This is a genomic window from Pseudomonas sp. CJQ_9, from assembly GCF_043106615.1.
Lineage (GTDB): Bacteria > Pseudomonadota > Gammaproteobacteria > Pseudomonadales > Pseudomonadaceae > Aquipseudomonas > Aquipseudomonas juntendi.
This window is the reverse complement of sequence record NZ_JBICMS010000083.1, coordinates 62,129-74,548: the sequence shown is the minus strand read 5'-3', so window position 1 is coordinate 74,548 and position 12,420 is coordinate 62,129. Positions and strand designations below refer to the sequence as shown.

The 12,420-nt window shown below is 58.5% G+C and carries 10 protein-coding genes; 3 read left to right on the top strand and 7 right to left on the bottom strand.

Going from position 1 to position 12,420, the window contains the following annotated elements; all coding sequences use genetic code 11:
• Positions 1 to 32: 32 nt before the first annotated feature.
• The 7 genes from ACF8SD_RS16450 to ACF8SD_RS16420 all read right to left on the bottom strand — a co-directional run bounded on the left by ACF8SD_RS16450 (position 33) and on the right by ACF8SD_RS16420 (position 8,658).
• Complete coding sequence (locus ACF8SD_RS16450) at positions 33 to 812, bottom strand: NAD(P)-binding domain-containing protein (protein WP_392484713.1); 780 nt, start codon at positions 810 to 812, stop codon at positions 33 to 35.
• 9 nt (positions 813 to 821) lie between these two features.
• Positions 822 to 2,141 (bottom strand): NAD(P)/FAD-dependent oxidoreductase, encoded by a 1,320-nt coding sequence (locus ACF8SD_RS16445; protein ID WP_392484712.1) that lies wholly within the window; start codon positions 2,139 to 2,141, stop codon positions 822 to 824.
• Between the two features lie 169 nt (positions 2,142 to 2,310).
• The gene (locus ACF8SD_RS16440) at positions 2,311 to 3,363 is read right to left on the bottom strand and encodes a proline racemase family protein (protein ID WP_392484711.1); all 1,053 of its coding nucleotides are present in this window, start codon (positions 3,361 to 3,363) and stop codon (positions 2,311 to 2,313) included.
• Between the two features lie 15 nt (positions 3,364 to 3,378).
• On the bottom strand, positions 3,379 to 5,007 hold the full coding sequence (locus ACF8SD_RS16435) for a BCCT family transporter (RefSeq protein WP_392484710.1): 1,629 nt from the start codon (positions 5,005 to 5,007) through the stop codon (positions 3,379 to 3,381).
• Between the two features lie 188 nt (positions 5,008 to 5,195).
• A complete protein-coding gene (locus ACF8SD_RS16430; protein ID WP_392484709.1) occupies positions 5,196 to 6,329 on the bottom strand; it encodes an FAD-binding oxidoreductase in 1,134 nt (377 codons plus the stop codon).
• Between the two features lie 5 nt (positions 6,330 to 6,334).
• Positions 6,335 to 7,591 carry an SRPBCC family protein gene (locus tag ACF8SD_RS16425; protein ID WP_392484708.1) on the bottom strand — a complete coding sequence of 419 codons (1,257 nt, stop codon included), beginning with the start codon at positions 7,589 to 7,591 and terminating at the stop codon, positions 6,335 to 6,337.
• 110 nt (positions 7,592 to 7,701) lie between these two features.
• On the bottom strand, positions 7,702 to 8,658 hold the full coding sequence (locus ACF8SD_RS16420; RefSeq protein ID WP_392484707.1) for a LysR substrate-binding domain-containing protein: 957 nt from the start codon (positions 8,656 to 8,658) through the stop codon (positions 7,702 to 7,704).
• 486 nt (positions 8,659 to 9,144) lie between these two features.
• Between ACF8SD_RS16420 and ACF8SD_RS16415 the strand changes: the two genes are divergently transcribed.
• Genes ACF8SD_RS16415 through proX form a run of 3 tightly spaced genes read left to right on the top strand, consistent with a single transcriptional unit; the run spans position 9,145 to position 12,365 of the window.
• Positions 9,145 to 10,305 (top strand): glycine betaine/L-proline ABC transporter ATP-binding protein, encoded by a 1,161-nt coding sequence (locus ACF8SD_RS16415; protein WP_392484706.1) that lies wholly within the window; start codon positions 9,145 to 9,147, stop codon positions 10,303 to 10,305.
• Between the two features lie 21 nt (positions 10,306 to 10,326).
• Positions 10,327 to 11,280, top strand: coding sequence for a glycine betaine/L-proline ABC transporter permease ProW (gene proW / locus ACF8SD_RS16410; RefSeq protein WP_392503517.1), 954 nt, complete (start codon positions 10,327 to 10,329; stop codon positions 11,278 to 11,280).
• Between the two features lie 56 nt (positions 11,281 to 11,336).
• Positions 11,337 to 12,365 carry a glycine betaine/L-proline ABC transporter substrate-binding protein ProX gene (proX, locus tag ACF8SD_RS16405; RefSeq protein ID WP_392483819.1) on the top strand — a complete coding sequence of 343 codons (1,029 nt, stop codon included), beginning with the start codon at positions 11,337 to 11,339 and terminating at the stop codon, positions 12,363 to 12,365.
• The last annotated feature ends 55 nt before the right edge of the window (positions 12,366 to 12,420 follow it).

The window sequence follows — 12,420 nt, the reverse complement described above, 5'->3', positions numbered from 1 at the left end:
AAGTCATAACAGTAATCGGGCTTTTCGATTCTTTACTGCGGTGGTCGAGTTCGGGTAAGAAGTGCGTCCAGTACAACTTCACAGGCAGCTCCCCAGTTGGCGCTTACCGGTTGGTGCATCAACACGGACAGCCCTTCGGCAGAGAAAGTCCCCGGAGTTGCAATTGCCCAGCCCAGTGACTGGAGACTTTTGTCGGGGTTGGATTCCGCAGAGCCTACACAGTCCTTGATATTGCCAAGCACCAAGGCGCGGGCCTGGTCAGCGGGCAATCCTTTTTCACTCAACCATTGCTCAAGATCGTGCAGCAAGAAGTAAAACCAGCTGTTCATGCACGCTGCGACGGTTGCAAGCTCGAACGAATCTTCGTCTTTCAAGGTGACCAGCTGGCCCAACGTTTCGAGCAGGTTCGCCGTCGCCGCATCAGGCGGGCAGACGACAACCGTCGAGCGGTTGAGCTTGGCTGCGCATGAGAGCATTGCCCGCACGCAGTCGGCTTGCGGGAATGCGGTGCGCAGTTGCTTCAGGCTTATGCCTGCCGCAAGCGAGATCAGCTTTTGGCCGGGCTTCAGGTGAACTTCATTTGCCACGCTTGTGATATGTTCTGGCCGGACGCCGAGCAGCACGATTTCGCTGCAATCAACGACCGCCTGATTGTCTTGCAGAACCTGGCATGCGCATTCTGCAGCCAGGGTCTGGGCGCGTTCCGCGTTTCGCGGAGACAGGATGATCACGCCGGTAAACCCGCCTCTGCGCAATCCGCGAACGATGCTTTCAGTCAGTTCACCTACACCGATAATGCCCAGGCTCTGCATGTCGTCCTCTTAGCTTTCCATTCCGGCGCGGTGCTGACCCCAGCGCAGATTCAAGTTCACGCCAACGCTCAGAAACGGTTCGGGAGGGTTGCGATTCGGCCCTTCGGCACTCAACAGGAAATCAATCAGCTCATCGCGTTCGCCGGCGAGCCAGTTGGCCAGCAAAGTGCCGGTCACGGTGCCGCGGGTGATGCCCAGGCCATTGCAACACAGCGCGCCATGTACATTGCGCGCGAGTGAGCCGAAGTGCGACATGTGGTTGCGCGACAAGCACATGGAACCGCCCCAGGTGTACTCGAACGGCAAGCCTGAAAGCATCGGAAAGCGTCGTTCGAACGAGTCCCTGTGCTGGCGCCCGGCACGATCCAGATAACGCTGGTGGGCACGACCATCGGCATTGAAGCTGAAACTGTTGCGCACGAGCAGGCGTTGATCGGGGGTACGACGTAATGTGCTACCGAACGGATCTGCGGGGATCACGCCCCAGGTTTCCTTGCCGCCGAGTCGCTGCTGTTCCTCTGCCGTCAGGGGGCGAGTCATGCTCGCGTAGGTGAAGATAGGCAGGAGACGGCCCGGCAGGAAGCCGAAGTGCGAAGCAAAGGCGTTATTGGTGAGCAGCAACTGGTCGGCGATGATCTCGCCAGCGTCGTGCCTCAGCGTGACGCGGTCGCCCTGTTCGATAGAGGTGATGACCGTGCCCTCGTAGAGGGTAACGTTGGCCGGCAGCGTCTCTGCGAGCCCTTTGGCCAGTGCCGCTGGCTGTAGCAGTTTGGTACCGGGGGTATACAACGCCTTTTTGTAGAACGATGTACCCAGATGATCTGGAAGATCTTGTGCATCGATCATTTCATAGGGTTGGTCAAGCTTTTCGAGGCCACTGCGATATGCCTCCAACACCGCAAGCCCCTTGGCTTCCACGGCAGCTTGATATTTGCCATCTGGCCTTATCTGGCAGTCGATGCCGTGCTCTTTGATCAATTGCTCAAGGATGCCCTGCGCCCGCAGATTGAGCTTCAGATTCATCCGGGCAGTCGGCAGCGGGCCAATATAGTCCGCAGCACCAATGTCATGAGGCAGGTCGATGGCGAAGCCTGAGTTGCGCCCGGATGCGCCAAACCCCACGACTTGGGCCTCGATCAGAATGATTTCATCTGCTGGAAAATGGAAGGCGAGCTGGCGTGCCGCAGCGAGGCCGGTGAAGCCTGCGCCCAATACAACCCAGCGTGCCGAGCTGCGGCCCTTGTGACCAGGTTTTGGAGTGCGGGCCGGGCTCAGGTGGAACCAGCCACAGCCGTTGTCATCCGCAGGGGTGGAAGTGCTTCTGTACATGCGAATCTACTTTTAGGTGTTGTTTGAGTCACTATCGCACCCATCGCTGCGTGAAAATATAACGGCCGGGACGACTCATGGAAGGTTCTGGCTGCGCCTTGAAAGACATACGCCGCGGTCCGATCGGAGCCGCGGCGTACGCTTTTTTCAATGGGACTGAAGGCTGGTATCAGGCCCAGATGTCGCCGATGGTGAAACCTTCGGTGAATGGATCGTCATGATCCAGCACGAACGTGTTCAAACCATAAATCCAGCTTTTGCCGGTAATGGTCGGTACCACCGCCTTATGGCTGCCGATGGTGGTTTCGTCGATCAGGCGGCCGGTATAGATGTTGCCGACGATGCCCTGGTGCCGGAAGTCTTTGTTCAGCGGCAGCTCGCCTTTGGCGTGCAGTGTCGCCATCTTCGCGCTCGTGCCGGTTCCGCATGGGCAGCGATCGAGGGCGCCTGTCCAGGTGGCAGGGTCATCCCAGGAGAAATCGCCCGAAGCCATGGTCACGACATTCTTCCAATCGGCTTTAGGGTCATCGGTAGGCCCCGACAGCTGCGAGATCGTGATGCCGACACCTGGATAGTCGGGATGCGCCACCGGCAATTGCTCGATGGCCGCTTCCCGGATCATCGAAGAAATACGCGCGATCTCGCCGCCGTGCTGGGGAATCAGCTCAAGACCCTTGAACTGACGTACATCCGCGATCACGTAGAACATGCCACCCCAGCCGACATCGACTTTGACTTTGCCCAGGTGCGGCACTTCGATGACGGCGTCCAGGTGCGCGGCGAAGGCCGGCACATTCTGGAAAGTAACGCCTTTGACCTTGCCATCCTTGCACTCTGCCTTGATACGGATCAGCCCAGCTGGGGCTTCGAGCACCAGTTCGGTCAACGGTTCTTTCATGGGCAGCAAGCCCATTTCCAGCAATACGGTAACGACAGAAATGGTGTTGCCGCCAGACATCACCGGGTACTCGATCTGCTCCATGATCACATAGCCGGCGTCGGCTTCCGGGTGGCAAGGTGGAACGATGATGTTGCAGCAGTGCGCAGGGTAGCCACGAGGCTCACGCAACATCAGTTTGCGCAGCTGGTCGTCATTTTCCTCCAGCCACTTCATCTTTGCATACACGGTGTCGCCGGGCACATGAGGTACGCCGCCGGTGATCACCCGCATCGGAGTGCCGGCGTGGGTGTCTACTGCGTGGATCGTGCGCTTGAAAGACATGATGAGTATTCCTTGTTACTGGCTAACGCGTTCCGGGGAAGGGTGACGGTGGGTCTCGACAACTGTGGGGGCGTCGATCACGTCCTTGTTCGAGAGCAGGCTGCGGCAGAGGGTATAGGCGGTCAGCAGCATGTACACAGCGATAGGCAGGCCGACCACGATGCTGGCCATTTGAATGGCCAGAAGCCCGCCCGCGATGATCAGGCTGCCCGCGATAGCACCTTCGAGTACGCACCACATGATTCGTATCCACTTGGGTGGGTGTAGCGACCCAGAGGAGTTCAGCGTCGATATCACCTGTGTCCCGGCATCGGCAGCGGTAACGAAGTGCACGGCAAGCAGCAGGCATACGACCAGGCTCAGGATGCCGCCGACGGTCGGGCCGTCCAGCCTGCCGAGGAAGGTGAACATTGCAGTGGTGGTTTCGCGACGGGTTTCCTCAAGAATCGGGCCGCCTTTGAACGCACCGGCTGCGGACTGCTCCGCCACTGGCAGGTTGGCGTAGGCATGGCGCACCTGTTGTTCATCTTTCAGGGCGGTGCCACCGAACACCGACATCCAGATCAAGGTGACGATGGTGGGCACCAGCAGCGCGCCGAAAACCAATTCCCTGACAGTGCGGCCTCGCGAAATCTTGGCGATGAACAGCCCTACGAATGGCCCCCAGGTCATCCACCATGGCCAGTAGAACGCGGTCCAGGTCTTCTGCCATTCGCTACCCGCTTGGGCGTCCGTCCAGAAGCTCATGCCCACGATGTTCTGCAGATAATCACCGGTCGTTTCGAACAACAGGTTCATGATGAAGTTGGTTGGCCCCAGCGCCAGCACCACGGCTACCAGCCCCAGAGAGATCCACATGTTCAATGTGCAGAGACGTTTCATCCCTTTGGACACACCGGCGAGCAGAGATAGGGAGGCGATAATCGTGACCACGACGATAATCGAAAGCTTGAAAGTCAGGCTGACGGGAAAGCCGAAGACGTGGTGCAGCCCCATGTTGATTTGCTCGACACCGAGGCCGAGTGCCTGGGAAACGCCGAAAGCGGTGACGACCGCGCCAACGATATCGACCGTGTGACCAATCGGGCCGTAGATCCGGTTTCCGATCAGCGGATAGAGAATCGAGCGCAGCGCCAGCGGCAGGCCTTCGCGATAGGCAAAATAGGCCAGGCCCAAGCCGATGAGGGTGAAGATTGACCACGGGTGCAGGCCCCAGTGCAGCATGGTGATGCGCATCGCCATGCTGGCGGATTCATCCGTGAACCCCGGAGTGAACGGGTTGCTTGCGTAATGCAGCACAGGTTCGGCAACCGACCAGAAGATCAGGCCCACGCCCATGCCGGCACTGAACAACATGGAGATCCATGCTGCGAAGCTATATTCGGGTTTTTCGTCCGGTCGCCCGAGGCGCAGGGTGCCATATCGGCTCATGGCCAGCACCGCCAGCACCAGCAAGACGCCGCTCACCAGGGAGATATAGAACCATTTGAAGTTGTCGAGAATGGCGTCCGAGGCGAGTTTGAAAACGCCCGTGGCTGATTCTCCATAGATGCCGCAGAAAATGACGAAGGCCATGACCAGGGCAAGTGACCAGACGGTCACGGTGGGGTTCAGGCCCTTTAGAAGGCCTTGCTTTGCACGCATCGGCTATATCCTTTTTATTCTTGAAAGCTGCAAATCAGCTCGGCATATCGATGATCGAAACGTAACGAAAAAAAGCTGGTGCGCGGCGCTAGCCGCGCACCAGCCAACCCAGGTATCCACCTGGAAGGGTGATGTTCAGATTCTCCAGAGAGGGGCCCGCTCCATGGGAGTAGCGCACCAGGTCGATGTCAGAGGTCGACAACCAGGTTGGATGTCGGTCGGCTGCAGCAGAGCAAGCGCAGGCCTTTGTCAATTTCGCGTTGGCGGATGCCGCCGTTGTGGTGCATTTCCACAGTGCCTTCCAGTACGGCGGTCTTGCACGTGCCGCATACGCCCTGACTGCATGACGACGGCACTACTGCACCCGCTTTTTTCGCAGCAGCGAGTACGGTCTGGTCGGCGGTCATGGTGAATTCCTTGCCTGACCGTGCCAGGCGCACCGTGAAAGTGTCCGCCCCGGGCGCTGTTTCGACCGACGCAGGCGTTTCGACTTCCACCACGACTTCAGCGTTGATATCGAAGCTTTCCTGATGGTAGTGGCTCATGTCGAAGCCGCCGGCCTGCAGCAGGGCTTTCACTGCGTCCATGTAGCCTTTCGGGCCGCAGGTGAAGACTTCCCGCTCGAGGAAGTCCGGGACCAGCTGCTGAAGCTGCTCGACAGACAACCGGCCGGTTGGCCCCTGCCAGTCTGGTTCGTCCCCGTTGCTCTCGCAGAAGAAGAAGGTCTTCAGGCGTGGCATGGAGCGTTCGAGGCGCGACAACTCATCGCGGAAAATGATGTCTTTCGGGGTGCGGGCGCTGTGCACGAACACGATGTCGAGGTCGGCGTGCAGATCCGCAGCGGCGCGAGTCATGGCCATCACCGGCGTTACCCCCGAGCCCGCCGAGAGGTAGAGCAACTTTTTGGCCGGTGCGGCTACGGGTGTGAAGATGCCGGCCGGGCCGGAAGCCACGAGCGCATCACCGGCACGCAGGTTGTCGTGCAGCCAGTTGGAAACGACGCCGCCCGGCACCCGCTTCACCGTGATGCTGAAGGTGAATGGGCGCGTCGGCGTCGACGACAGGGTATAGCACCGGGAGATGCTTTCGCCGTTCACCACCGGCGATACGGTGAGGAACTGCCCGGGTTCGTATGCCAGCGCGTGATAATCAGGGCAATGGAAGACGAATGTCTTGACGTCGTGCGTTTCGTTCACGACGGTCAGGCATTCGATTCGCTTGGTTTCGCCGCTCGCCCACTGCACGCCAAAAGCCGCCCAGTGGTCGGTGTCGGCGAAGCGCTGATCAGCCCGCAGGCTGGCAATAGTCTCGATCATGCCCATCACCATCAAATCCCGTGTGCTGCGAGGCGAGTGGAGTACCAGCGTGCAAACTGATCAACATACGGCTCGGTGAATTGAGAGTAAGGCCCAGGTACGAATGCTGGATCTTGAGTGCCGCTGTGCGTGATCGCGACGAGGTTTGCGTCCTGCTGGGTTGTAGCGACCCACACTTCCGTCAGGCGCTGCAGATCGTAATCGACGCCTTCGACCGCATCCTGGTGAACCAGCCATTTGGTGCGCACCAAGGTCTTGTCCGGCGACAGCGGGAAGATCCAGCTGATCATGGCGTGGTCGCTCATCACATGCGTCCAGCTGTTGTTGCCCCACATATGGGTGTCGCCCAAATCTTTGCGGGTGAGGTTGCCGAGCAGCTTGGTGCAGGCCACCTTGGTGTCGAGGGTTTGCGATTCGCCCGAACCCGCGATGATCATGCGTTGAGTGCGGAATTGGGTAGGGGCATCGTCTGCCAGATGTTCTACCGTGGTATAGAGCAGCCTGTCGCTTTCCCAACTGGCTTCGATGCCTGCTTTACGAATCTGATAGGCGTCGTAGGACGCCCGCTGCTCTTCGGTCATTTCCTCCAGGCTTACACCTAGGTCTTCCGACTGGTAGGAGACGATCAGCTCAGGGTGAGTACCTTCACAGTGATAGCATTCCCGGTTGTTCTCCATGACCAGTTTCCAGTTGCCGTTCTCGACATAGTCGAGCTCGTAGGCAATCTTGGTCTTGGTCAGGTCAAACGGTTCGAAGCGAGGGCGCATGGTGTCGGCCAGGACTTTGATGTCCTCTGGCGGTGTATCGCTCAGGCAAACGAATACGTGGGTGCCAATCACTTCGCAGTTGACCGGGATCAGGCTGCGGCATGAAGGATCGAAATCGGTGCCCATGTGCTTGGCGTGCTTGAGGCTGCCGTCCAGGTCATAGGTCCACTGGTGATAAGGGCAGACCAGCATGCCGACTGTAGATTTGCCAGCCTCTTTCAGGCGTGCGCCGCGGTGGCGGCAAACGTTGCGATATGCCCGGACCTGTTCGTCGTCATCACGCACTACAATGATCGACGCTTTGCCGATATCGACCGTGTAGACATCGCCAGGCTCAGCGATGTCAGCTGTAACGGCAACCAGAATCCAGTGCTTGTGGAAGAAGACTTCAAGATCTTTTTCGAATACGTCCTGGCGACTATAGAGTTCGCCAGGCATACCGAAACCAGGCTTGCGCGAGTCCAGCAACTCACGGTGCGTTTTGATAGGGGAAGTGCTCATTGTAATCCTCACGGGCTCTTATTTTTTAGTTCGCCATGAACGCCAGTGAATTATTTGAGCAGTCCCAAATCTCGTCAACGCACCAATTATTACGCTTGCATAACCCTAAGTTATTCAGTGACGATTTTCTTGGTGGGTGGCACCGCTTTACTCTGCAGCCACTGCACCACGGCGGTCGCGTTCGCTGTTACGGGACGACCTTTTGGCACGATGAGGTAATACGATTTTTTGGGCCTGACGACGAAAGGTTCAAGTTTTACCAGTTCACCGCTGTCGATCAGGTGATCGACCATCCTCCCCCACCCCAGTGCGATGCCGTAACCGTTGACTGCAGCTTGAATAGCATCGGTGTAAAGGCTGCAACGCAGGTTGATGGTCAGCTTTGAGTAGCTGGCGCCTAGCTCTTTGAACCAGGCCGGCCAGGTGATCCAGCCCTCCGACGTGGCTTCGGCGTCCAACAGCCCAGCGGTGGTCAGATCTTCAAGGGTTGATGGCATGGGGTTGCGAGCCAGCCAGGCCGGAGCGCACACCGGAAAGACTTCTTCTTCGAACAAAAGGATGGCTTCACCGTCATCCCAGTGACCGTTGCCGAAACGGATGTCCATGTCGAAATCCGGCGCCTTGAGGTCCCCCAGAAACATCTGGGTCGACAGCCTGAGCCTGACGTGGGGTAGGGCATCTACCAGCGTATTCAGGCGCGGCATTATCCGGAACTGGGACACGGGCGCGGTGGAGGACAGGACGATTTCCTCCTTTTCATTACCTTCCAGGATCTGATCGAACCCGCTGGCAATTTTCTGCAACGCCTCCGAAATGATAGCGAACAGCGTCTGCCCTGCTTCGGTCAGGTAGATATTGCGGTGCATGCGCTGAAACAATTGGGTACCGACATTTTCTTCCAGAAGCCTGATTTGCTTGCTCACAGCGGCTTGTGAAACGCCCAGCTCCGACCCGGCGAGCGTGAAGCTGTTAAGGCGCGCGACAGCCTCGAACTGTAGCAATGCGGTCATGGACGGAATGATGCGCCGATAGCCTTTATGATTGTTATTCGTCTCGTGGTTTTTCATACAGGTTCCGAACGAGGTGCTGAAAAGGAGCTTAGTCCAGCGGTATGACTAAGTAGGGCATAGCTTAGCGGCACAGCCCACCCGAACACGTCTAGGCTTGGTAATGTGCGCAGAACAGATTAAGGCGCCGTACAGCGCGTCGCTACAGAAAAGTTCAACCTTGGTGCCGGGTTATGGTTGGGTGATCTGAAGTTATGCATAGCGCTTTGCGCGCATGTTTAATCGCGTCTGCCTGGAAATTACATTTTTTGACTGAAGCATACAATGAGGCCCGCGCCGTCTGGCCTAAAGTGTGGTTATGTCGAGATGAAAATGGATTGCAAGCTAAGTAATTTATTCACGGAAGTCCGGTGCATCACCGCCCCCTGCTCGCCGAGCAGGGCACCTCGTCTAGTATCGCTCGCACCTGCAGAGCGACCTGCCAGTTGTGCGGCGACTCGTGTAACGAGTCGGCGAATTGGTCACAAATATAATAAAGAGGGTCGTATGAGTGAAGGCAACGAAATCCTTTCGGTAAAGAATATTTTCAAGGTATTCGGGCCGCGTCCTGAATTGGCCATGGATATGCTGAGAAAGGGCGCGCACAAAGATGAGATTTTCAAAAGCACAGGGCATGTGGTGGGTGTGTTTGACGCCAGTTTTTCCGTCAAGCGCGGTGAGATTTTCGTCATCATGGGTTTGTCCGGATCAGGCAAGTCGACCATGGTGCGGCTGTTCAATCGTCTGATTGAGCCTACCTCCGGCAGCATCCACCTCAACGGCAAGGAAATTACCGGGCTCTCCGACAAAGCCTTGCTCGATGTTCGGCGCAAGGAAATGGGCATGGTGTTCCAGTCCTTTGCGTTGATGCCGCACATGAGCGTGCTTGAAAACACCGCCTTCGGCCTGGAGATTGCCGGCGTGCCGGAAGGCGAACGCCACAGCCGCGCCCGAGAAGCCTTGGGCCAGGTTGGCCTGGCCGGCCACGAGCACAGTTACCCACACCAGCTGTCCGGCGGCATGCAGCAGCGCGTGGGCCTGGCCCGGGCGCTGGCCAACGACCCGGCCATCCTGTTGATGGACGAAGCGTTCTCGGCACTCGACCCGTTGATCCGCAGCGAGATGCAGGGCGAGTTGATCCGCCTGCAGGCCGAGCAGCAGCGCACCATCATCTTTATTTCCCACGACATCGAGGAAGCCATACGCATCGGTCATCGCATCGCCATCATGGAAGGCGGCCGCGTGGTGCAGATCGGCACCCCGCAAGAGCTTATCAACCAGCCGGCCAACGACTACGTGCGCACCTTCTTCAAGAGCTTCGACAGCTCGCGGGTGCTCAAGGCCGGCGATGTGGCCCGCTTCGACCCGGCGGTGGTGTGCAAGGTCAATGGCAAGGCGCCGAGCTTCCAGGCCGGTGTGCCATTCGGTTACCTGGTCGACGACCGCGGGCAATTGCTGGGTGTGGTCGATACCGACGCCAACGGCGCTACCGCCAGTGACCGCTATAGCCTGCACGAGCAGCGTCCGGTGTACACCGACACGCCGCTGCATGAAGTGCTGGGCATTGCGGCCAACCTGCCGTACCCGGTGCCGGTACTCGACCGCCAGGGTGCCTTCAAGGGCACCTTGTCGAAGAACGAGCTGCTACAGACCCTGAGCCGCAACTAAGCCACCAAGAGGTAAGCCCTCATGTCCGAATTCAGCCTTCTCGACCCGTTCCAGGCGGCCACCCTCCCGCTGGGCGACTGGGTCACTGCGACGCTCAACTTCCTGGTGCACAACTTCCGTGAGGTGTTTCGCGCCATTCGCTGGCCGATCGACCAGGTGCTCAATGGCATCGAGTTCACCCTGCAGAGCATCCCGCCCACCATCGGCATCATCCTCTCGTCGTTGCTGGGCTGGCAGCTGGCCGGCAAGCGCATGGCGCTGTTGTGCTTCATCACCCTGACCTTGCTCGGCCTGATCGGCGTGTGGTCGGAGTCGATGACCACCCTGGCGCTGGTGCTGACCTCGGTGTTTTTCTGCGCGGTTATTGGTATTCCGCTGGGCATCGTCTGCGCCCGCAGCAACCGCCTGGAAAGCATTATCCGGCCTCTGCTCGACGCCATGCAGACCCTGCCTGCGTTCGTCTACCTGGTACCGGTGGTGATGCTGTTCGGCATCGGCAACGTGCCCGGCGTGCTGGTGACCATCGTCTTCGCCCTGCCGCCGCTGGTGCGTCTGACCAACCTGGGCATCCGCCAGGTGCCGGAAGACAAGATCGAAGCGGCCCGCGCCTTTGGCTGCACGCCACGGCAAATGCTGACCCGCGTGCAACTGCCGCTGGCCACCTCGACCATCATGGCCGGCCTGAACCAGACCCTGATGCTGTCGCTGTCGATGGTGGTGATCGCGTCGATGATTTCGGTCGGTGGCCTGGGCCAGATGGTGCTGCGCGGCATCGGCCGCCTGGACATGGGCCTGGCCACGGTCGGTGGGGTCGGGCTGGTTCTGCTGGCGATTTTCCTCGACCGCCTGACTCAGGCCATGGGCGCCCGCACAAGTGCTGACCCGAGCCGGCGTTGGTACCACACCGGCCCTACTGGCCTTGTCCTTCGCTTGTTCAACAAAAACCCGCCACGCGTTCGGCGTGAGACCGCCTGAGCTGCTCTGTTCTATCTGCCGCAGTCCATCCAACAATCCTAAAAAGGTACGCGAAGATGTTCGAGTCCAAATTTGCCCGTCAGTTCTTTCACGGCACCTGCGCCGTGGCGTTGAGCTTGTTCTGCCTGGGGGCCAACGCTTCAGCGGATAAGCCAGGGGAGGGCGTGAAAATCACCCCAGCGTTTCCTACCGTCGATGAGGAGCGTTTCCGCGGAGAAGTTGCCCTGGCGGGTTTGCGCGAGCTTGGCTACAAAGTTCAACAGCCCAAGGAGACTGAGTACGCCACCATGGTGCTGGCGGTCGGTTATGGTGATGCCGACTTTACCGTGAATGCGTGGGACAAATTGCACGCTGCGTTCTACGAGAAAGCCGGTGGCGACGCCAATATGATCAAGGTTGGCAACATCCTGCCTGGAATTTTGCAGGGTTACTTGATCGACAAAAAAACAGCCGATCAATACAACATCAAGTACCTCACCGACCTGAAAAAACCTGAAATCGCGAAGCTCTTCGATGCGGATGGCGACGGTAAAGCGGATATGACCGGCTGCAATCCCGGTTGGGGTTGCGAGCTTGTCATCGCCCATCAGATGAAGGCCTATGATCTGGAGAAAACGGTTCATGTCAATCAGGGCTCATACTTCGCCCTGATGGCGGACACGATTTCTCGCTTCAAGGAAGGTAAGCCGGTGCTCTACTACACCTGGGTTCCGCAATGGGTTGCAGGTGTGTTGGTGGAAGGGCGAGATGTCGTCTGGCTGCAGGTGCCCAAAACTGACCTGCCCGGCGGCGATAACACGGTCAACACGGTCTATGAGGGTAAGAACCTCGGCTTCGCGCTGGACAAGGTGCAGGCGTTGGTCAATCGCGATTTCGCCGAGAAAAACCCTGCAGCAGTCAAGTTTCTTTCCGTGATGCAGATCCCGGCTGCTGACGAAAGCGCGCAGAACCTGAAAATGCAGCAGGGGGAGAAATCCGTGGCCGATATCCAGCGTCACACCAAAGAATGGATTGCCGCCCATCAACAGGAATTTGATGGCTGGTTGCAAGCGGCCCGCGCCGCTGCTGCCCAGGCAAGCAACTGACCGAACCCCTGCCCACACCGAACGGCACCAACCGCGTCGCCTGGGGACAATAATC

What these genes read in the sequence shown, in the direction of transcription:
- ACF8SD_RS16450 (WP_392484713.1), bottom strand. Translation starts at nt 812, where the DNA reads ATGCAGAGCCTGGGCATTATCGGTGTAGGTGAACTGACTGAAAGCATC.
- ACF8SD_RS16445 (WP_392484712.1), bottom strand. Translation starts at nt 2,141, where the DNA reads ATGTACAGAAGCACTTCCACCCCTGCGGATGACAACGGCTGTGGCTGG.
- ACF8SD_RS16440 (WP_392484711.1), bottom strand. Translation starts at nt 3,363, where the DNA reads ATGTCTTTCAAGCGCACGATCCACGCAGTAGACACCCACGCCGGCACT.
- ACF8SD_RS16435 (WP_392484710.1), bottom strand. Translation starts at nt 5,007, where the DNA reads ATGCGTGCAAAGCAAGGCCTTCTAAAGGGCCTGAACCCCACCGTGACC.
- ACF8SD_RS16430 (WP_392484709.1), bottom strand. Translation starts at nt 6,329, where the DNA reads ATGGGCATGATCGAGACTATTGCCAGCCTGCGGGCTGATCAGCGCTTC.
- ACF8SD_RS16425 (WP_392484708.1), bottom strand. Translation starts at nt 7,591, where the DNA reads ATGAGCACTTCCCCTATCAAAACGCACCGTGAGTTGCTGGACTCGCGC.
- ACF8SD_RS16420 (WP_392484707.1), bottom strand. Translation starts at nt 8,658, where the DNA reads ATGAAAAACCACGAGACGAATAACAATCATAAAGGCTATCGGCGCATC.
- ACF8SD_RS16415 (WP_392484706.1), top strand. Translation starts at nt 9,145, where the DNA reads ATGAGTGAAGGCAACGAAATCCTTTCGGTAAAGAATATTTTCAAGGTA.
- proW (WP_392503517.1), top strand. Translation starts at nt 10,327, where the DNA reads ATGTCCGAATTCAGCCTTCTCGACCCGTTCCAGGCGGCCACCCTCCCG.
- proX (WP_392483819.1), top strand. Translation starts at nt 11,337, where the DNA reads ATGTTCGAGTCCAAATTTGCCCGTCAGTTCTTTCACGGCACCTGCGCC.